Below are 20,245 nucleotides of genomic sequence, written 5' to 3' on the forward strand. Positions count from 1 at the left end.
GCGGCATGGCACGATTCTCCTCGGCGTGCTCGACGACTGGGAGGGGTGGGCGCCGTGACCTCAGCGACGGAGCAGGGCCGTCTCGCCGGTCCGTTGTCGATGTCGGTGGCGAATCTCTGCCATCGCCTCCAGCCCCAGGTGTCCGCGCGGACCGCGGCGGGGTTCGCCGAAGTGCTGCGCAGGCTGGGCGGCCCGTTGCAGGTCGCCGTCGCGGGCCGGATCAAATCGGGGAAATCCACCCTGGTCAACGCCCTGATCGGCCGCCGGGTCGCGCCGACCGACGTCGGCGAGTGCACGCGGCTGGTCACCCGGTTCCAGTACGGCACGGTCGACCGCGTCGAGATCGTCTTCAACGACGGCCGCAAACAGGTGCTGCCCTTCTCCGCCGACGGGATGATCCCGGCCGAGCTCGGCATCGACATCGACCAGGTCTCGCATATCGAGGCGTACCTCACCAACGCGGTCCTGCAGGGCATGACCGTCATCGACACCCCGGGCCTCGGCTCGCTCGACGCCGCTTCGGTGTCGCGGACCGAGGAACTGCTGGGCGCGGCGAAGCACCGCAAGCCCGACGATGACGAAGAGGAAGAAGAAGGCTCCGACGAGCTGGACGACACCTCGCGCAACGCCGTCGCGGGCGCCGAGGCCGTGCTCTACGTGGTCACGCAGGGCGTGCGCGCCGACGACCAGCAGGCGCTGGCCGCGTTCACCGCCGCGACCGCGAGCCGCGAGGCGGGTCCGGTCAACGCGATCGCGGTGCTCAACAAGGCGGACACCATCGCCCCGGAGTCGGTCGAAGGCTCGGGCGGCGACGTGTGGAAGGCGGCGACGCTGCTGTCGGAGAAGCAGGCCGCGACGCTGAAGCCCCGCGTCGCGGACGTGCTGCCGGTGATCGGGCTGATCGCGGAGTCGGCCGAGTCCGGCGGGTTCACCTCCCCCGACGCCGAGGCGCTGCGCCAGCTGGCCGAGATGGACGACGACATCCTCGAGACCATGCTGATCTCGGCGGACATCTTCACCAGCTGGGAATGCGACGTCGCGGCGGGCACCCGGCTGCGGCTGCTGGAGAAACTGGACCTGTTCGGCGTCCGGTACGCCGTCGAGGCGATCCGCAAGGAACCCGAGATCACCGCGGGCTCGCTGCGGCGGAAGCTGCTCGACGCCTCCGGGCTCGAAGCCGTCCGCCAGCGGCTGAGCATCGTTTTCGCCGCCCGCGCCGACGGCATCAAGGCCGCCGCCGCGCTCGCTTCGGTCACCGCGCTGGCCCACGCGTCCGGCGATCCGGCCGAGCGGCAGCGCGTCCACGACGCGATCGAGGTCCTGCTCGCCAAGCCCGAGGCGCATCAGCTGCGCCTGCTCGAAGCGCTCACCCTGGTCGCGTCCGGCGCGGTCGACATGCCCGAGGACCTGTCCGAGGAGGTCCTGCGGGTCGGCAGCAACGCCGACATCGGCGCCCAGCTCGGCAAGCCGGGCGCTCCCCGCGCCGATCTCGCCGCCCACGCCCTGGAACGCGCCGGCTGGTGGCGCTCCTTCGCGTCCTTCGGCGCGACGCCCGCCCAAAGCCGCGTCGCGCACGTCGTGCACCGGGCCTACTTCCTCATCTGGCAGCAGATCCGCGACTGACCTCCCGCGATCCGCGCATTTAGTCGACTACTTGCCCCGACCGCGGTCAGGCGCCGGAAGGCATCCAGGCAAGTAGTCGACTAAATGCGCGGATTGATAAACCGAGCGCTCGGTCTAATAATGGTCACATGGAAACGATCGTCGACGAGCCCCAGTGGCTGCGCACGGCCTCCTGGATCGGCTGCCCACTGGCGGGGGCCGCCCTCGGCTGGTTCCTCCAGTCGATCGCGGGCTGGGTGGCGTCCCTGAGCTGGATCCCGTTCAAGGGCCCGTTCCAGCTCGTCTCCAACATCCCCCAGCCCTGGGGAACGGTCGTCGGAATCGGCGTGGGCCTGGTCCTCGGCCTGCTGTTCGCCGCGGTCTGGGCGCACGAACGGCTGATCGTCAAGGTGACGCCGACCCGCATCACGCTCACCACCAAGGGCCGCAGCCGCGCGTACGAAGCCGAGCTGGAGGCCGTCTTCCTCGACGGCAAGGAGCTCGTCCTGCTCGCCGCCGACGGCAGGGAACTGGCGCGGCAGAAGGGCGACGTCGACCGCGAAGCCGTCGCCAAGGCCTTCCTCGAGTACGGCTACCCGTGGCTCGACGAGCCCCCGGCGGTGAAATGAGGACGGTCGACCCCGCCAAACACGAGGCCAAACGCCGCGCCATCCTCGACGCGGCCGCGTGGCGTTTCTCGGAGAAGGGCTTCGAGAAGACCACGACGGCGGAGATCTGCCGCGCGGCGGGGATCAGCACCGGCAGCCTGTTCCACTACTTCCCGAACAAACGCGCGGTGTTCGTCGGCATCTTCGAGCAGGACGCCGACGAGACCGCGGCCCTGCTCGCGGCCGCCGGGGAGATCGAGGACCCGTGGGAGTCGATCCTCCACGTCGTCGCGCACGTGTCCGAGCAGCTGCTGCACCCGGTCGCGGCCAAACTCGTCCTCGAAGTCGCCGCGCAGTGCTCCCGCGACGCCGACCTGGCCGAGCTCGTCCAGGGCAACGACCGCGCCCTGCGCGACGGGCTCACCCTCCTCGTGACGCGGGCGGTGGACGCGGGCCGGATCGACCCAGGGTTGCCCCCGCGGACGGTGGCCAGCTGGCTCGTCGCTTTGGTCGACGCGCCGCTCTCCCGCGTGATTCTGGAGCCGGACCTCGATCCGGCGGCGGAACTCGCGGTGATGAAGGAGCTGATCGCCAGATTCCTGCGTCCCGTTCTGGCGATTCCGCCCCCGGCGGCCGGGCGGGTGGCCGACACTGGTGAAATCTCCCCGGGCTGATCGGTAAGCCCGGGACATCAGTTACGGGGGTCGAATCGGTGGGTGCCTGGCTGCGCAAGAAGGCGGTCGACGAGGAAAATCCGGACGATGTGCCGACCGGCCAGATCTCGGCGGCGATCATCGCCGAAGCGGATGGCGGGACTTCGCCGTCCGAGGGAACCACGGAGGTCGAAGCCGCGTCGAAACCCGATGTGGAGTCCACGACCACGGGTCCGGCCGACCTCGAACAGGCTCTCGCCGACAGGCAGGCACTGATCCAGATGTGCCTGTACGCCCTCGATCGCGCCCGCAGCGGCGGTGTCGTCGAGCGGCTCGAACACGGTCTCGCCGCGATCGGCGTCCGTGCCCTGCGTCCGGACGGCGAGCGGTTCGATCCCGCCGTGCACGAGGCGGGCGGTGCGGTCGCGACCGAGGATCCGGCACTCGAAGGGCTCGTCGCGGAGACCGAGGTCGTCGGGTTCGCCGATCACGACCGGGTGCTGCGCGCGCCGATCGTCATCGTCTACGCGAAGAAGGCACAGTGACCGCTCCGAGCGCGGCGGCCAACCTGCCCGCGGTCGTGAAGAGCACCCGCGAGCAGCTGCTCACCGTCGTCCGCGAAGCCGATCCCCAGGCCGCGAAATGGGTCGAGGACATCCGGAAGACGCGGCCGAAGAAGCCGTCGGTCGTGGTGGTCGGCGAGACCAACCGCGGCAAGAGCTCGCTCGTGAACGCGCTCCTGTCCGTGCCGGGACTGTCCCCTGTGGACGCCGACGTGGCCACGGCGACGTATCTCGTCTTCGAACACGCCGAGCAGTGGTCAGCGCAGGCCTGCTACCCGGGCCAGCTGGCGCCGGTGCCGATCAACCTGAACGACCTGATCCACTGGGTCTCGGCGGCGCACGAACTGCCGGAAGGGCAGATCCCGCCGCGGTACGTCGAGGTCTCCGGCCCGGTCCCGCTGCTCGAACGAGTGTCCATTGTGGATACACCCGGCGTCGGCGGACTCGATTCGATGCACGGCGAGCTGGCGAAGGAGGCCGCCGCGGGCGCCACCGCGCTGCTGTTCGTCGTCGATTCCTCCTCGCCGTTCACCGCGCAGGAACTGCAGTTCCTGCAGGACATGGGCGAGCGCGTCGAGACCGTGCTGTTCGCGCTGACCAAGACCGACCAGTTCCGCGGCTGGCGCGAAGTCCTCGAAGCCGACCGTCGGCTGCTCGCCGAGCACGCTCCTCGGTTCGCCGACGCGGTGTTCCACCCGGTGTCCGCGCGCATGTTCGAGACGGCGGCCAAGGCCCCGAACGAGCAGATGGCCATGATGCTGCGCGAGAAGGCGGGCATCGCCGCGCTGCAGGGCGCGTTGCAGGAGATGCTGGTCGGCCGTTCGGCGATGCTGGGCGAGGCCAACACCCTGCGCGCGCTGTCGAGCGCGCTCGGCGAACTCAAGGCGAAACTCCAGGCGGAAAGCCGCGCGCTGTCCGCCGGCGAGGCCGAAGCGGAGCAGCTGCGCCAGCGCCGCGACGATCTGACCACCGAACGCCGGTCTTCGACCCGCGGCTGGCAGCTGAAGTTGCGTGCGGAGATCCAGCGGACCCGCGTCGAGGTCGGGCACGAGACCAGCAGGCAGATGCGCGACGCGTCGACCCACTTCCGCCAGCGGATCGACGGCGCGAAACGGGACGATCTCGCCGCGCTGCCCCAGCAGGTCGACATCGCGCTGCAGACGACGTCGCAGCGGATCTCGATGCTGCTCTCCCAGCGGCTCAACCAGGTCACCAACGTCGCGCTCGCCGAGCTGTTCTCGCCCGAAGAGCTCGACATCATCCGAGGCCAGTTCGCCAGGGCGGGCGGCCCGCCGGTCGTGCTGCGCCCGCCGGACAAGAAACCGCCGACGGCCGAGGACAAACTGCTCATCTTCATGGGGGTTTCCGGCGGTCTCGGCGCCGGGAAGGTCGCCGCGCTGCCGTTGGCGGGCGTCGCGATCCTGAACCCGGTGATCCTGCCGGCCACGATCATCATCGGGCTCGGTGCCGGCTGGTGGATGGCGCGGACCCGCAAACACGCGTCGGACAAGCAGCACATGAAGCAATGGCTGGTCGAGGCGATCGCCGACGCGCGGTCCACCTTGGACCAGCTCGTCGCGGAGCAGCTGATCGAAGCCGAACAGCAGCTTTCGATGGCGCTCGACGAAGCCCTCGGCCGCCGCATCGACGCGATCGAGGCGGAGCTGAAGGAAGTCGACAAGACGATCAAGATGGGCGCGCAGGAACGGGCGAAGAAGATCTCGGTCGTCGCGAAGCGCCTGAAGGACGTCTCGGACGGCCGGGACCGCGCTGAGGCACTGCTCGGACGCATTCGGTCACTGCGCGACGCCTGATCACCCGCGTTTAGTCCTCTGGATGCGGTACTTGCACGCGCAAGTACCGCATCCAGAGGACTAAACGCGCTGGGCCAGCCTGCCCGGGCGGGTGGTCCTGTTGTGGACCGGAACCGAACCGGCTTACGGTGAGTCTTAAGCTTCGACACACCAGCAGGTCAACGAGGGGGTTATCCCATGTGGGTCGACGAGAGCGGCGGCACGGACACCGAGTCGGGCTCCACCGAAGCGGTCACCGTCCACGTTGACGGCGAGGAGTACCAGGCCGAGCTCAACTACGACCTCGACAAGGACGGCGTGAACGACGCCGCCGTCATCCAGCACGAGGACGGCACCGGTCAGGCGTTCGTCGACAGCGACGGCGACGGCGAGGCCGACCAGTACGCGGTGCTCGACGAGAACGGCAAGGTCGTCCAGGAAGCCGTCTACGACGAGGCGTCCGGTTCTTGGGTCGAATCGGGTGGCAGCGGCAACGACGACGGTTCCGACGCGGGCACCAGCGGCACCATGCACGCCGACATGCCCAGCGGCGACGTCGAGGTCGGCCCGCCCACCGTCGACACCAACAACGACGGGACCCCGGACACCGCCATCGTCCACACGGAGGACGGCCGCACGATCGCCTTCACCGACAAGGACGGCGACGGCAGCGCCGACATCGCGGTGGAGACCGACGCCTCCGGCAACTCCAAGACCTACGAGCACACCGGCCCCGGCCAGTGGTCCGAGGTCGGCAGCGGCCTGGTCAACAACGACATCGACTCGGCCTTCACGAGCGCTCCGGCGGCCGAAGGCGACCCGGCGGGCGACGCGGCGTGGGGTGGCGAAGGCACCGAAACACTCGAAGGAGTGGCGAAGATCGATTCCGCCACCGGCCAGTGGATCAGCCCCAACTAAATCCTGAAATGGCCTGGACCAATACAAGAATGGTTTAGTCCATTTCGGCGGGCCGATTAATGTAATCCTGGTCACAGAACAACCCGGCACGAGACCTCGTGCCGGGTTTTCTCATGTCCGATTCGTCTGCCGGCTGTGCCATCGATCACCGGAAGAATTTCTGCGTATGGCCCATTCCGGTGATACTGAATCGATTCCCTTATCGTTCTTGTGAGAGAACCGACAGGTCAGCTCTCGGTTACCTGCCGGTCATCCGGCTACTCTCGGGGAATCCCAAAACCTGCACACCGGTCTTCCCGCCGGTGTGCGAAGCCATTCGGTCGCCGGCATCGAAGCCCGCATCGGAACAGCGTCGTTCCCGGTGTGGGCTTCTGCCGTCGGAAGTCAGGAGTAGAGATGACCGCAGTCGCCATCCCTGGACTGGAAAATGCGCCGACGACGCACAGTGGCGTGCTGTCCTGGGTCCGGGAGGTCGCCGAACTGACCACTCCGGACCGTGTGGTGTGGGTCGACGGGTCCGACGAAGAGGCCGCCCGGATCAACGCCGAGCTGGTCTCCGCCGGCACGTTCGTGCAGCTCGACGCGAAGCCCAACTCGTTCTGGGCGGCTTCCGACCCGAATGACGTCGCCCGCGTCGAAGAGCGCACCTTCATCTGTTCGGAGAACGAAGAGGACGCCGGTCCCACCAACAACTGGATGGACCCGGCCGAGATGAAGGCCACGATGACCGAGCTGTACCGCGGGTGCATGCGCGGTCGCACGATGTACGTCATCCCCTTCTGCATGGGCCCCCTCGGAGCCGAGGACCCCAAGCTCGGCATCGAGATCACCGACTTCGCCTACGTCGTCGCCTCCATGCGCGTGATGACCCGCGCCGGCAAGGCCGCGCTGGACAAGTTCGTCACCGAGGACGGCACCGAGCGCGAGTTCGTCCCGGCCCTGCACTCCGTCGGCGCGCCGCTGGAGCCGGGCCAGGAGGACGTCTCCTGGCCGTGCAACACCACCAAGTACATCTCGCACTTCCCCGAGTCCCGCGAGATCTGGAGCTACGGCTCCGGCTACGGCGGCAACTCGCTGCTGGGCAAGAAGTGCTACTCGCTGCGCATCGGCTCGGTCATCGCCCGCGACGAGGGCTGGCTGGCCGAGCACATGCTGATCCTCAAACTGATCTCGCCCGAGGACAAGGTCCACTACGTCGCGGCGGCGTTCCCGAGCGCCTGCGGCAAGACCAACCTCGCCATGCTGCAGCCGACCATCCCCGGCTGGCGCGCCGAGACCCTCGGTGACGACATCGCGTGGATGCGGTTCGGCGAGGACGGCCGCCTGTACGCGGTGAACCCCGAGTTCGGCTTCTTCGGCGTCGCGCCGGGCACCGACTGGCACACCAACCCCAACGCGATGCGCACCATCGAAAAGGGCAACACGGTCTACACGAACGTCGCGCTCACCGACGACGGCGACATCTGGTGGGAGGGCATGGGCGACAAGCCCGAGCACGCCACCTCCTGGAAGAAGCAGGATTGGACGCCGGAGTCGGAAGAGAAGGCCGCGCACCCGAACTCGCGCTACTGCACCCCGATGTCGCAGTGCCCGATCCTCGCGCCGGAGTGGGACGACCCGCAGGGCGTGCCGATCTCGGCGATCCTGTTCGGCGGCCGCCGCAAGACCACGGTCCCGCTGGTGAACGAGGCCCGCGACTGGCAGCACGGCGTGTTCATGGGCGCCACCATGTCGTCGGAGACCACCGCGGCCGCCGCCGGCGCGGTCGGCAACGTGCGCCGCGACCCGATGGCCATGCTGCCGTTCCTCGGCTACCACGCCGGTGACTACTTCAAGCACTGGCTGGACCTCGGTAAGAACGCCGACGCGGACAAGCTGCCGAAGATCTTCTACGTCAACTGGTTCCGCCGTGGCGACGACGGCCGTTTCCTGTGGCCGGGCTTCGGCGAGAACTCGCGGATCCTGAAGTGGGTCATCGACCGCGTCGAGGGCAAGGGCAACGCGAACGAGACCCCGGTCGGTTTCGTGCCGAACGCCGAGGACCTCGACACCGACGGCCTCAAGGAGCCGCTGGCCGACATCCAGGCCGCGCTCGACGTCTCCGCCGACGAGTGGCGCCAGGAACTGCCGCTCATCGAGGAGTGGTTCGAGAAGATCGGCGACAAGGTCCCGTCGTCGCTGCGTGACGAGCTGGACGCGCTCAAGCAGCGCCTCGGCTGACAACCCGAACGCCGGAGAAGGCCTCATCCTCGGAGTCATTCCCGAGGATGAGGCCTTCTTCCTGTGCGCTCGGTACCGTGGCCGCATGGTCAAATTCGGCGTCAACATGGTCGTCCCGGAAAGCCGTGCCGCGTGGGTCGAAAAGTGCCGCAAGGCCGAGGACCTCGGATTCGACGTGATCGGCGCGGCCGACCACCTCGGCATGGCGCCGCCGTTCCCGGCCCTCGTGCTCGCCGCCGAGGTGACGAACCGCCCTCGGCTCAACACTTTCGTCATCAACACCGCCTTCTACAACCCGGTGCTGCTGGCCCGCGACGTCACCGGCACGGACCAGTTCACCGAAGGCAGGCTGGAGCTCGGCCTGGGGGCCGGTTACGTGAAGGCCGAATTCGAAGCGGCGGGAATGGAGTTCCCGCGTGCGGGCAAACGCGTCGACCATCTCGAAAACACCATAAAAGAGCTGAAACGGCTCTATGCCGACGAAAACCACAAACCGCCGACGGTGCAGAAACCGGGCCCGCCGCTGATGATCGCCGGCCGTGGCGACAGGCTCCTCACCCTCGCCGCCGAACACGCCGACATCATCGGCTTCACCGGCACGGCGGCCGTTCCCGACGGCGGTGCGCTCGCCGTCGACGACGCCGCCGGAATCGAGGAGCGGGTGAACTTCGTCCGCGGGAAACTGAACGGCCGCGCGGTCGAATTCAATATCCTCTCGCATTTCGTCGCCGTGGTCGAAGACCGGAGAAAAGGGTTGGAGAGCCTGCGAGAGTTACTCGACGGCAAGCTCACCGTCGAACAACTCGCCGAACTGCCGACGGCTTTGGTCGGCACCCACGAGCAGATCGCGGAACAGATCCTGGCGCATCGCGAACGCTTCGGCTTCACCTACTTCACCGTGCTGGAACACAACATGGACGCGCTCGCTCCGGTGATCGAATCCTTGCGCGGCAAATGATCGACGTACGCGGGCTCGGCGTCCAGGCCGGGGAGCACTGGTTGTTCGACGGCCTCGACTTCGAGGTCGACGCCGGCGAATGCGCGGTCATCGTCGGCCCCAACGGAGTCGGGAAATCGACCCTGCTGCGGTGTTTGTACGGCACGCAAACTCCGCAGCGCGGCCGCGTCGTCGTCGCGGGCGGAAAACCCGACGAACGCGATGTTTCCTTCCGTCGCAAGGTTTCCGTCCTGTTCGACGACTCCGATTTCTTCGCCGAGCTGACCCCGCTCCAGCATCTCGAACTGCTGGAAGGCTCGTTCGGCGCCGATCTCGGCGATTTCGACGCGCTCCTCGCGGACGCGGGGCTCGCCGAGCGGGCGAAGGTCGCCGCGGGCAAGTTCTCGGCCGGGCAACGTCGTCGGCTGTTGCTCCTCGGCGCGACGTCGCGGCCGCACGACGTCCTGCTGCTCGACGAGCCCGAGCGGGCGCTCGACGTCGCGGGGAAGGAATGGCTGACGTCGTTGATCAAGCGTTCGACCGACGCCGGGGCGGCCGTCGTCGTGGCCACGCATCACCCGCCGCTGCTCGAAGCGGCCGACTCCACCCTCGAGTTGTGGTGACCACGAAGGCGCCCACGCACGTCCCGGGACGGCAGCGGTTCGGCGGCCTGCTCGACGGCGACTACCAGACCTTCCTGGCACTGTTCGGGTTCGGCGCACTGTTCACCGCCTTCCAGAACCTGCCGAAGCTCCGCGATTTCCTCTTTGGACAGTCCGTTGTGGACTTCCCGGCGGTCTTCGGGCTGCTGGTCGTGCTCTGCGCGATGTTCTGGCGCGGCCTGCTGCGCCGTGGTTTCGTCTGGGCCGAACCGGCGGCGCTGACGTGGATGGACTTCGCCCGCGTCGACAGGCGCCGTGTCGTCGTGAAGCGGATGTGGACGCTGTGGTTCGGCCTGGTCCTGGTGGTCGGTTACACCGGGGCGCTGGTCACCGCGATCGGCGGCGGATCGAAGGACGTGTGGATCGCGATGTCGGCGTTGACCGCCTCCGGCGCGATCCTGGCCGCCGTCACCGCGCGGCGGACGGCGATCCGCGGGGAAACGCTCGCGCCGGTCGTGCTCGCGCTCGCCGGTCTGGCGTTCGCGGCCGCGGGCCTCGGCCCGGTCGCCGTCGAGGTACTGGCCGGCGCGTTGTTCGTGGTGGCGGTCGCGGTGGCCTTCGGCGGCGAGCCGATGTCCGGGGTCGGCCGTCAGGAACTCGTCGACGGCTGGAACGCGCGGCTGCTGCGGGCGATGGCCGCGGTGTTCATGGATCCCATGCTGCTGATCCCGGAGTCGAAACCGGTGCCCGTGGCTGTCGCTGCGGCGTCCGACGGCGCTGCGGCTCGCGTGGGCCGGGGTGCTCGGCCGGGCGCGCTACGCGGCGGCGAGCGTGGTGATCGCGTGCCTGGCCGGCGTCGCGCACCTGGCCTTCCCGGCGATCCCCGCGGCGGCGCTGTTCACGCTCGGCGCGTACGCGGCGCTCGTGCCGTTCGTCGGCGGGCTCGGCGAACTGTGGTGCAACCCCGGCCGCAGGCGGTGGCTCGGCGCGTCCGACTGGGAGTTGCGGCTGGTCAACGGGCTGGTGATCACCCTGCTCGGTATCGCTTGGGGGATCCTGCTCGGTCTCGTGACGCTGCTCCTCGGCGTGATCCCGGCCTGGCCGGTGTGGCTCGCGATCCCGCTCGCGGTCTTCGCCGCGTTGCGGACGGCGACCCGGCCGCCGATGAACTACGACGTCAGCGGCGGGGCGGCCGGGCTGCAGGCCTTGCGCGGCGTGGACGTCCTCGTCGTCGGTGCCGTCTTGCTCAGCGTGATCGCCTGAGGTCACCCGTTCCCGCGTTCGGATCATTCGGATACTCCGAACGCGGGTTACCCTCGATGCGACGAAAGGAGCACGAGTGGGCGGCGGGCACGCACCGGGAAAGGGGCGGCGGGCGACCAGCGAGTTCCCCGCGGGCTGGACCGACGAGCAGATCATCGCGGTGATCAAGGACGTCGCGAACGATCCGAGCGAACCCCGCCTCAGACTCCACAACGGCCGTTGGCGCTGCGCCGGCGAACGGTACGGCGTGCACCTGATCGTGCTGGTCGAAGACAACGGCCACGTCAAGACGGGTTATCCGGTGGCGGGCCCCGGCGTGGTCCGCAATCCCGACACCGCCGCCGACCCGGCGAACCCGACCGTCGCCGACCTCGCCGCCGGCCGGATCAGCTTCTTCGGCGACAGCCTGCTCGACCAGATCGGCGACCGGATCACGCCGGACGTCCTGGCCTTCTACCGCACGTTGCACTGGTCGGGTGAGTGGGAAGAACTGGCGGACGTCCTCGTCGCGCACGCGCTGAAGGAGAACCTGAACCTCGGCGTGGACGAGTACGCCACCCTGGAAAGCCTGCTGAACAGCTTCGACCTGCCGATCGACGGTTTCCTCTACCTGAACGACCGGGCACACGCCCTGGCCGCTCTGCGCCCCTGATCTCTGCGTCACCCGCGCAACCCCACCCCCCACCCATCCCTGGGGGGCGCGCCCTGCACCAGCGTATCGGCGGTGGGTGACGGGAACGGGGTGGAAGGGGATCGAGGGCGGTAGTTGTCCACAACGGCGGGGCCCTGTGGAAAGTGGGATGAAGGGGGCCTTGACCGCATGTGATGCAGCGAAAGCGTCCTTCACCGCTTCGCGTACGCCCGCTGGTCACGAAGCGGTGCTGAAGCCCTCGTCAGCTCGCTTCGGCGACCTCTTCGGCGTCGCCCTCGGCGGCCGAACGCAGCGCGTCCAGCGGCAGCGCGACGGCGTCCGCGATCGCCATCACGGTGAAGAAGGCGGGCGTCGGGATCCGCCCGGTCTCGATCTTCCGAAGCGTCTCCACCGAGATCCCGGCCTCGGCCGCGATCTCGACCATGCTCCGCGACGACGCCGCGCGCGCGTCCCGGAGCGCCAGCCCCAGCCGCTCGCCACGTTCGCGTTCCTCGTCCGTCAACGGCACTCGCACCATGGGCCCAATACTAATACCGGTCGGATTGGTCGTGAGTGGCGATTCGGGTTGCACCGTCCTTACCACTCACGAGGTGCGGCACCGGCGATGTCACGTGATTGGGCGGACGACACGCGTGACTGGATGGACGACACGCCACGAACCGTCCACCGGATCACGCGTGTCGTCCATCCAAACACGCGTGTCGTCCAGCTGATCACGCGAAAGCGCCATTCCGTGCACCTGCAGTAGGTACTTGGGACGCTCTTGGCCTCAAATCCGAATCGCCACTTACGACCGGCCCGTGCCGAGTTACCCCCAGCCTGTGGACAACTCTGTGCACAGGTCGTGGACAACCCCAAGAAAAGGGCCCCGCCGAGCCGAAACTCGACGGGGCCACAATCCCTAGTGGCTTCAGGCGCCCGCGGGCACCGGAAGTGGGAGTCCGGGGAGACTCTGGTCGTTCGGCACCTTGCCGTCGACGAGGTAGTCCTCCACGACCTTGTCCACACCCACGTTGCCGCCGGCGTAGATACCGTGGTCACCTTCACCGGTCACGGTGATCATCCGCGAGTTCGCGAACGCGCGGTGCGCACGGGTCGCGCCCTCGATCGGGGTCGCGGGGTCGTGCACCGACTGGACGATCAGCACCGGCGGGACGCCGCGGCCGTCGAGCTTCGGCAGGTCGACCGGCTTGTTCTTCCAGAAGATGCACGGCTGGATCAGCCAGCCGGCGCCGAGCAGCGGCAGATCGCGGTCGATCAGCTTCTGCGACTGGCGGATGACGCTCTGCCGGGTGCCGGTCCACTTGCCCTCGTTGCAGGGGATGGACCAGAAGCTGGCGTTGTAGGAGTCGCCGTCACTCGGGACGAACAGCGGCTGCGGGCCGATGACGCCGTCACCGTCGACGGTCTCGGCCTTGACCTTCTGCGCGGCCGAGGCCTTCTGCTGCTGCGACGAGGTGCCCTCGGTCAGCGTCTTCAGGTTGACCAGGTAGTCGGCCAGCGCCGGGAAGTTGCGCTTCGAGTAGAGGTACGACGCGATGGTCGAGTCGAGGGCGTTGGCCGAAACCGGGACGCCGTCCACCTCGACCGGGTTCTGGGTCAGCGCGAAGCGGACCTTCTCGTAGGTCTGGCGAGCGGCTTCACCGTTCTTGCCGAAGCCGTAGACCTTGTCGTACTTGCCCATCCACGGCAGGAAGTCCTGACGCCAGCGGCGCTCGAAGCCGAGCGGCTGACCGTCGAACGAGTTCTGCCAGGTGGTGGTGAACTCGGTCGAGGAGTCGAGCAGGAAGCGGCCGGTCCGGGTGGGGAACTGCTGCGCGTAGTGCGCGCCCATCCAGGTGCCCGCCGAGTAGCCGACCCAGTTGATCTTGTCGCGGCCCAGGAGGACACGCAGCAGGTCGATGTCGCGGATGGTCTGGGCGGTGTTGATGAGCGGGCCCAGCTCGCCGGACTTCACCTGGCACGAGTCCGCCGCGTACTTGGTGGCGTCCAGGATCAGGTTGAGGTTCGCCCGGCTGCGGTCGCGCGGGTCCAGGTCGGAGCCGGTGCCGATCGCGTTGCCGCAGGTGATGTTGGTGCTCTTGCCGGTGCCGCGCGGGTCGAGACCGATGATCTCCTGGTTCGCGCGCAGCTTCGTCTGGTTACGCAGACGGGCCGGGAAGTTACGGCCGGGAGCGCCGGGGCCACCCGGGTTCGTGATGACACTGGCCGTCGCGTTGCCGCTGGTGGCGGCGAGGCGGCTGACGGCGATCGTCAGGTCGATGGCCTCGTTCGTCTTGTACCAGTTACGCGGCGCGCGGTAGGTCGCACACTCGATGTTCTCGGCCCCCGGAGGCGGCGCGGACGGCAGCTCGCCGGCGGTGCACTTGTGCCAGTCCAGTTTCTGGTCCGCGTACTTCGCCGGAATGTTGGTGGAGTTCAGCGGCTGCTGCCCGGCAGCCTCCGGCCCTGCGAACGCAGGCGTGAACCCGGCCAGCATGGTGCCGGCGACAGCCGGGATCACCACCGCATAGCGGAGTTTCTTCATCCGATGCCCCTTTGATGTTGCGTGCGAAGTTCCTGTTCGCGACTTGCGGCTATTGATATCCGCCGGGGACTCCGACGGCAACCGCCCTTCGTCGTATGAGGCGTCGCTGATCAAATCGATATCAGGCAAGCGTGACCCGGACGGGGGAGAGGTTCTAGGGTCATCGGGTCGATCCGGGGGTACGGGAACGTTAGGTGAGGTCCGATGGCGTCAGGTAAGGCAGACGGGAAGGTGAGGGGTTTTCAGTTCAGCCCCTGGAACCTCCTGTTGATCATCCCGTTGCTGGTGCTGATCACGTCCTTGTTCAATTCGGACGGTCCCCGGCTGTTCGGGATGCCGTTCTTCTACTGGTTCCAATTCGTCTTCGTGGTGGTCGGTGTCCTCTGCACATGGATCGTCTACGTGATGACGAAGGACAAGCCGACCAGTGAGCGTCCCGACCGGCTGTCCGTGGACGAGCTCGACGAGGGGGACGTCAAGTGACCAACATCCAGTGGCCCGAGCTGATCATCTTCACGATCCTCTTCGCGGTCGTCACCGTTCTCGGCTTCGTCGCGTCTCGCTGGAAGGCCGGCAATACCCTCGATCACCTGGACGAGTGGGGTCTCGGCGGCCGCAAGTTCGGCTCGTGGATCACCTGGTTCCTGCTCGGCGGTGACCTCTACACGGCTTACACGTTCGTGGCCGTTCCCGCGCTGATGTTCAGCGCGGGCGCGATGGGCCTGTTCGCGCTGCCGTACACGATCATCGTCTACCCGATCGTGTTGATGCCGGCGCTGCGCATGTGGTCGGTCTCGCGCGTCCGCGGCTACGTCACCCCCGCCGACTTCGTCCGCGGCCGGTTCGGTTCGCCGACGCTGGCGCTGCTGATCGCGATCACCGGCATCATCGCGACGATGCCGTACATCGCGCTGCAGCTCGTCGGGCTCGAGGCGGTCCTGCGGACCATGGGCATCAACGGCTCCGGCATCGTCGGTCACCTGCCGCTGCTGGTCGCTTTCATCATCCTGGCGGTCTACACCTACCAGTCGGGCCTTCGCGCGCCCGCGCTGATCGCGTTCGTCAAGGACATCCTGATCTACCTCGTGATCCTCGTGGCGATCATCTACCTGCCCTCGAAGCTCGGCGGCTGGTCGGCGATCTTCGACGCGGCCGACGCGAAGTTCGACAAGACGCCGTCTCCGGCTGACGGCATCCTGCTCAACGCCAACAACCAGTTGCAGTACGCCACGCTGGCGCTCGGTTCGGCGCTCGCGCTGTTCCTGTACCCGCACTCGCTCACCAGCGTGCTCGCCTCGCGCGGCCGCAGCGTGATCAAGCGGAACATGGTCGCGCTGCCGGCGTATTCGCTGGTCCTGGGCCTGCTGGCGCTGCTCGGCTACGTCGCGATCAGTGCCTCGGTCAAGCCGATCACGAACAACGCCACCGGCAAGCCCGACACGAACACCGTCGTCCCGGTGCTGTTCGACACGCAGTTCTCGTCGTGGTTCGCCGGGATCGCGTTCGCCGCGATCGGTATCGGCGCGCTGGTGCCCGCGGCGATCATGTCGATCGCGGCGGCCAACCTGTGGACCCGCAACATCTACAAGGAGTACATCAAGAAGAACGCGACACCGGGCCAGGAGGCGAAGCAGGCCAAGCTCGCTTCGCTGATCGTGAAGTTCGGCGCGGTGGCGTTCATCCTGTTCATCGACCCGCAGTTCTCGATCGACCTGCAGCTCATCGGCGGTGTGCTGATCCTGCAGACGCTGCCCGCGGTGGCGATCTCGCTCTACACGCGGTGGTTCCACCGCTGGGGCCTGATCGCCGGCTGGGTGGTCGGCATCGGGTGGGGCCTGATCATGCTCTACAACATCCCGAACCCGGCGACCGGCAAGGCGCACTTCGGTGGCTCGGCGCTGAAGCTCGGGGACCTGTCGATCTTCGGCTGGCACCCGCTCAGCGGCTCGCAGCTGCAGATCTACGTCGGTTTCGTGGCGCTGATCGCGAACCTGTTGGTCGCCGTGATCTTCACGGTGATCGCGCGGCAGCTGAAGGTCTTCAACGGCACGGACGACACCGAGGCCGAGGATTACCACGCCGATGAACACGACAAGGATCTCCGCGAAATCGGCGTCCACTAGTCACCGCTGATCGAAGGGGCCGCGTCCTGCCGGGACGCGGCCCTTCTCATTGCCGCGGTCGCCGCCAGGTAGAGCACTAGACCGTTCAGCAGGTGCCAGAGGAGGTGCGTCCCGGCGGGGAAGCTGCCGCAGACCGTGTGGTCGGCCGTGCGGAACGACAGGGACACCCCGAATACGCCCGCGGCGAGGGCGAACCTGCGGCGATGTTCACCCTTGAGGATGACCGCGAAGATCACGAGCCCGAGCAAGGCCGAGAGGTACAGCCCGCCGCCCAGTGACGCGACGACGGCGGTGAAGGCGAGGAACACGGGGATGCCGAGCCACGAGAGCCCGCGGCGGACGCCGAAGAACAGATGCGGGAACACGGCGGCGTAGTACAGGACGAACACCAGGATGAAGCCGGTGTCGGCGGCCGCGGACCAGCGGGTGGCGAGCAGGTGGAAGGCCGTGCTGCCGAGGAACACCAGTCCGATGAGGACGGCGAAGACGCGGCCTTTCGGCTGCCGCCAGACCGCGATCGCCGCGATCAGGAACGCGAGATTGCTGAGACTGTTGAGCGGCTCGCTCCAGAGGCCGGGAGCGAGGCGTTCGCAGTAGCCGTCGACGTACGCCGTCCAGTTCACTCCCCCACGTAACCGTGCCCGCGTGAACTGAGGGTGTCTTCCGCGCTGGACTTCGCGAAAGTGGCTTTCGCGTCACCCCGCCCGCCGGATCTCCGTGTCCTGAAGGGTCCCTTTGAGACGCTCGATGTCCCGAAGGCTCCTTTGAGACATCCACCCGAGTTGTCCACACCCACCCGCCGTTGTGGACAACTCGGCCCTCACCACCGCCGGAACCCGCCCCGCGTCGCCCCCTCCCGATACGCTGGTGCGGGGCGCGCCCCCCTGGGAGCGGTGGGGGGTGGGGTACGCGCGGGGAAGCGAAAAAGGCCTGGTCAATCGGGTGAGCAGGACGCCAGTCGTCGGCTGAGGAAGCGACGCTGGGGCTCCGAGCAGGGCAGCGCGAGCGCGCGCCGGTAGTGGTCCGCGGCTCGTCCGGGGTCGCCGGCGCGCAGCCACAGCGCGCCGAGGACGGCGGGCAGCAGCGTGTAGTCCGGCAGATCGGCCTCGACGGCTTCGAGTTCGGCGATCCCGGCCGCCGCACCGTCCACCATCGAAAGCGCGATCGCGCGATTCAGCCGCGCCACGGGCGACGGCCGCAACGCCAGCAGGTCGTCGTACAGGCAGACGATCCGGCGCCAATCCGGCGGCGAGGCTGTGCCGTGGCACAGCGCGATCGCCGCTTCGACGTGATACGCCGACATCTCCGGCCCGGTGCACGCCCGCTCGAACAGCCGAGTCCCCTCGGCGATCATCGCGTGATCCCAGCGGTCCCGGTCCTGCTCGTCGAGCAGCAGCAGGTCACCGTCGCGGTCCACCCGCGCGGGCAGCCTGCTCCCCTGCAACAGCATCAGCGCGACCAGCGCCCGCACCCTCGGCAGATCCGTCTTCGGCTCGGCCAGCAGCAGCCGCCCCAGCCGGATCGCCTCGCCGCACAGTTCGCCGCGCACCGCGACCTCGCCGGTGGTCGCGTCATAGCCCTCGTTGAACAGCAGATAGAGCACGGCCAGCACACTGTCCACTCTGGACTCCAGCGCGTCCGGCCCTGGCAGGGTGAGCGGCTTCCCCGATTCCCGCAGCCATTTCTTCGCCCGCACGAGCCGCTGCGCCACGGTCGCCGGTTTCGTCAGCAGAGCCGCCGCGATCTCGTTCACCCCGAGCCCACCGACGGTCTTCAGCGTCAGCGCCACCTGCGAGACCGTCGGCAGCGCGGGATGACAGCACAGCAGCATCAACACGAGCTCGTCGTCCGTACGCCGGTCGGCTTCGTAGCCGTTCAGCTCGACGAGCCGCGGCAGCAGCGCGCGCAAGGTCTGTTCGCGCCGGACGACGTCCATCGCCCGGTTCCGCGCGGCCCGGAACAGCCAGCCGCGCTGATTGTCCGGCACCCCGCTCTGCGGCCAGGTCCGCAGCGCCTGCTCCAGCGCGTCGGCGACGGCCTCCTCGGCCAGGTCCAGGCGTTCGGGGCCGAGCGCCCTGGCCAGCGTGGCGACGATCCGCCCGGCACTGTGCCGGAACAGATGCTCCACCACGCCGGCCGGGCGGCTCATGCCGACCTCAGTCCTCACAACCGCGTTCGCCGATCTTGCGCACCTCGATCGGCCCGAACTTCAGATGCGGATGCGTCGCGAAGATCTTCTCCGCCTGGTCGAGGTCCACGGCCTCGATCACCTGATAGCCGCCGACGATCTCGGTGGCTTCGGTGTGCGGCCCGTCGGTCGCGCCGACCTCGCCGCCCGTGCCGCGCAGCACCCGGCCGCCTCGCGACAGCCCGCCGCCGCCGACGAAACGGCCCTCCTTCGTGCGTTCGTCGGCCCAGGCGATGTAGCTCTCGAGCACGCGTTGTGCTTCGTCGGGGCCGAGGTGATCATGCGAATCCGACTGGGACCGCAGGAAACCGGCGTACTGGGGCATGGTGTCCTCCTTGGAATCGATGGCCCCTAGACGAACGAGCCCGCGGCGAATCGACATCAATAACGGAAGAGCCGGTCGTGCAGTTCACGCTGCCGCGCGAACCAGGCACCCAGCCTGGTCCGGCGCCGTCGCCGTTTCAACACCTGCCGCACTTCGCGCACACAGGGCTCATGGGGCGTGAAGGACTTCCCGGTCAGCAGGACGGCGTAGTGGCCGTCGGGGCAGCGACCGGAAACGGAGATCATGCCCGGGGTCAGGTCGTCGACGAAATCGATCGAGCCGACCCCGACCACGGACCGCCGATCGCAGACGGGGCAGTAGACGACGAACACGTCACAGCTCCAGCCGCCAGGTCTGCCCGGTCAGCTCGTACCCGAAGCCCGTGATCGTCTCTTCGCTCACCAGCTGGAAACCGGCCTTCTGGTAGATCGCCCTCGCCGCCTCCAGCAACGAGACCGTCCAGAGCTCCATCGCCGGGTAGCCGGAGGCCCTCGCGAACTCGACACACTCGCTGACCAGGCGTTTCCCGACACCCCGTCCTCGTGCGGCCGGTTCGAGGAGCAACATCCGCAGCTTCGCGGTGACGCCGTCTTCGGCGGGCATGCAGAAGATGCTGCCGACGCGCTCCCCGTCGAGCTCGGCGATCCAGCCCGCTTGGCGCGGATCGCCGCGCCTGTCGACGTACTCCGCGACGACACGGGCGACGAGTGCTTCGAAGCGTTCGTCCCAGCCGTACTCGCGGGAGTAGAGGGCACCGTGACGGTGGACCACCCAGCCGAAGTCACCCGGCCGCGGCGGGCGCAGGACCAGCGTGGGATCCGCGGCGCGTTCGCCGACCAGCGACGTGATCGTGTCCATGGCACCGAGCAGGCGTTGCTGTTCGTCATCGCCGAACCGGCCGAGCAGTGAGCCGATCCTGCCCACCGACCGTTCGTCGAGGACAGCGAAGGCTTTGCGGCCGTTCTCGGTCAGCCGGACGATCTGACGGCGGGCGTCCTCGTCGCTGCGTTCACGGGTGAGCAGGCCGCGTCCCTCGAGCCTCGCGAGCAGCCTGCTCGCGTACCCGGCGTCGAGGTCGAGACGTTTGCGCAGGTCGGTGACCTGGGTCTGGTCCTGCTGCGCGAGTTCGAAGATGACCCTGGCTTCGCTCAGGGAGTACTCGGCGTCGGCCGGTCCTTCGTCGAGGACGCCGATCACACCGGTGTACAGGCGGTTGAAGGCCCGGACGGTCGCCACCCGGTCCGCGGATCGATTCATTTGACCACCTCAAC

At 68.1% G+C, this 20,245-nt stretch carries 19 protein-coding genes and 1 pseudogene; 13 read left to right on the plus strand and 7 right to left on the minus strand.

From position 1 onward, the window contains the following. The first annotated feature begins 99 nt into the window (after positions 1 to 99). From ACSMFO_RS29245 to ACSMFO_RS29295, 11 genes and pseudogenes are all read left to right on the plus strand, one after another. Positions 100 to 1,623 carry a dynamin family protein gene (locus tag ACSMFO_RS29245; RefSeq protein WP_143202509.1) on the plus strand — a complete coding sequence of 508 codons (1,524 nt, stop codon included), beginning with the start codon at positions 100 to 102 and terminating at the stop codon, positions 1,621 to 1,623. Between the two features lie 128 nt (positions 1,624 to 1,751). After that, entirely contained in the window at positions 1,752 to 2,231 is a 480-nt protein-coding gene (locus tag ACSMFO_RS29250; RefSeq protein WP_436461255.1) for a YqeB family protein, read from the plus strand. Further along, positions 2,228 to 2,884: a TetR/AcrR family transcriptional regulator gene (locus ACSMFO_RS29255; protein WP_038521824.1), complete on the plus strand. Its 657-nt coding sequence runs from the start codon at positions 2,228 to 2,230 to the stop codon at positions 2,882 to 2,884. Before ACSMFO_RS29250 ends, ACSMFO_RS29255 begins: the two co-directional genes overlap by 4 nt. Positions 2,885 to 2,922: 38 nt before the next feature. Continuing rightward, the gene (gene grpE, locus ACSMFO_RS29260; protein WP_038521821.1) at positions 2,923 to 3,408 is read left to right on the plus strand and encodes a nucleotide exchange factor GrpE; all 486 of its coding nucleotides are present in this window, start codon (positions 2,923 to 2,925) and stop codon (positions 3,406 to 3,408) included. Further along, positions 3,405 to 5,240, plus strand: coding sequence for a dynamin family protein (locus ACSMFO_RS29265; RefSeq protein ID WP_436461256.1), 1,836 nt, complete (start codon positions 3,405 to 3,407; stop codon positions 5,238 to 5,240). Before grpE ends, ACSMFO_RS29265 begins: the two co-directional genes overlap by 4 nt. A 177-nt stretch (positions 5,241 to 5,417) precedes the next feature. Beyond that, positions 5,418 to 6,137 carry a hypothetical protein gene (locus ACSMFO_RS29270; protein ID WP_436461257.1) on the plus strand — a complete coding sequence of 240 codons (720 nt, stop codon included), beginning with the start codon at positions 5,418 to 5,420 and terminating at the stop codon, positions 6,135 to 6,137. Between the two features lie 396 nt (positions 6,138 to 6,533). Then, positions 6,534 to 8,357: a phosphoenolpyruvate carboxykinase (GTP) gene (locus ACSMFO_RS29275; protein WP_038521813.1), complete on the plus strand. Its 1,824-nt coding sequence runs from the start codon at positions 6,534 to 6,536 to the stop codon at positions 8,355 to 8,357. Between the two features lie 85 nt (positions 8,358 to 8,442). Beyond that, positions 8,443 to 9,315, plus strand: a complete 873-nt coding sequence (locus ACSMFO_RS29280) for an LLM class F420-dependent oxidoreductase (RefSeq protein ID WP_436461258.1) — start codon at positions 8,443 to 8,445, stop codon at positions 9,313 to 9,315. Continuing rightward, a complete protein-coding gene (locus tag ACSMFO_RS29285; protein ID WP_436461259.1) occupies positions 9,312 to 9,917 on the plus strand; it encodes an ABC transporter ATP-binding protein in 606 nt (201 codons plus the stop codon). Before ACSMFO_RS29280 ends, ACSMFO_RS29285 begins: the two co-directional genes overlap by 4 nt. Then, positions 9,911 to 11,159, plus strand: a pseudogene (locus ACSMFO_RS29290) (hypothetical protein). The gene ACSMFO_RS29285 and the pseudogene ACSMFO_RS29290 overlap by 7 nt, the downstream one beginning before the upstream one ends. Positions 11,160 to 11,235: 76 nt before the next feature. After that, on the plus strand, positions 11,236 to 11,811 hold the full coding sequence (locus tag ACSMFO_RS29295; RefSeq protein ID WP_436461260.1) for an EndoU domain-containing protein: 576 nt from the start codon (positions 11,236 to 11,238) through the stop codon (positions 11,809 to 11,811). A 241-nt stretch (positions 11,812 to 12,052) separates the two neighbouring features. Here ACSMFO_RS29295 and ACSMFO_RS29300 read toward each other — a convergent pair whose 3' ends face one another. Both ACSMFO_RS29300 and ACSMFO_RS29305 read right to left on the minus strand, forming a co-directional pair. Further along, on the minus strand, positions 12,053 to 12,328 hold the full coding sequence (locus ACSMFO_RS29300; protein WP_436461261.1) for a helix-turn-helix domain-containing protein: 276 nt from the start codon (positions 12,326 to 12,328) through the stop codon (positions 12,053 to 12,055). A 393-nt stretch (positions 12,329 to 12,721) separates the two neighbouring features. Beyond that, positions 12,722 to 14,338 (minus strand): alpha/beta hydrolase, encoded by a 1,617-nt coding sequence (locus ACSMFO_RS29305; RefSeq protein WP_038521800.1) that lies wholly within the window; start codon positions 14,336 to 14,338, stop codon positions 12,722 to 12,724. A gap of 204 nt (positions 14,339 to 14,542) precedes the next feature. On the opposite strand from ACSMFO_RS29305, the gene ACSMFO_RS29310 reads away from it, so the two are divergent. Next, on the plus strand, positions 14,543 to 14,821 hold the full coding sequence (locus tag ACSMFO_RS29310) for a DUF3311 domain-containing protein (RefSeq protein WP_038521797.1): 279 nt from the start codon (positions 14,543 to 14,545) through the stop codon (positions 14,819 to 14,821). After that, positions 14,818 to 16,461 (plus strand): monocarboxylate uptake permease MctP, encoded by a 1,644-nt coding sequence (gene mctP, locus ACSMFO_RS29315; protein ID WP_073845870.1) that lies wholly within the window; start codon positions 14,818 to 14,820, stop codon positions 16,459 to 16,461. The genes ACSMFO_RS29310 and mctP overlap by 4 nt, the downstream gene beginning before the upstream one ends. Here mctP and ACSMFO_RS29320 read toward each other — a convergent pair. From ACSMFO_RS29320 to ACSMFO_RS29340, 5 genes are all read right to left on the minus strand, one after another. Further along, a complete protein-coding gene (locus ACSMFO_RS29320; protein ID WP_436461262.1) occupies positions 16,458 to 17,084 on the minus strand; it encodes a hypothetical protein in 627 nt (208 codons plus the stop codon). The genes mctP and ACSMFO_RS29320 overlap by 4 nt on opposite strands. Before the next feature lie 311 nt (positions 17,085 to 17,395). Beyond that, on the minus strand, positions 17,396 to 18,610 hold the full coding sequence (locus ACSMFO_RS29325) for an RNA polymerase sigma factor (protein ID WP_436461263.1): 1,215 nt from the start codon (positions 18,608 to 18,610) through the stop codon (positions 17,396 to 17,398). A gap of 7 nt (positions 18,611 to 18,617) precedes the next feature. Further along, on the minus strand, positions 18,618 to 18,974 hold the full coding sequence (locus tag ACSMFO_RS29330) for a YciI family protein (protein ID WP_038521784.1): 357 nt from the start codon (positions 18,972 to 18,974) through the stop codon (positions 18,618 to 18,620). 56 nt (positions 18,975 to 19,030) lie between these two features. Beyond that, on the minus strand, positions 19,031 to 19,306 hold the full coding sequence (locus tag ACSMFO_RS29335; RefSeq protein ID WP_436461264.1) for a hypothetical protein: 276 nt from the start codon (positions 19,304 to 19,306) through the stop codon (positions 19,031 to 19,033). Between the two features lies 1 nt (position 19,307). After that, the gene (locus ACSMFO_RS29340; RefSeq protein WP_125732962.1) at positions 19,308 to 20,231 is read right to left on the minus strand and encodes a bifunctional helix-turn-helix transcriptional regulator/GNAT family N-acetyltransferase; all 924 of its coding nucleotides are present in this window, start codon (positions 20,229 to 20,231) and stop codon (positions 19,308 to 19,310) included. Positions 20,232 to 20,245 lie beyond the last annotated feature (14 nt).

Source organism: Amycolatopsis sp. w19 (assembly GCF_051373225.1).
In the GTDB taxonomy this organism is placed as follows: Bacteria; Actinomycetota; Actinomycetes; order Mycobacteriales; family Pseudonocardiaceae; genus Amycolatopsis; species Amycolatopsis japonica.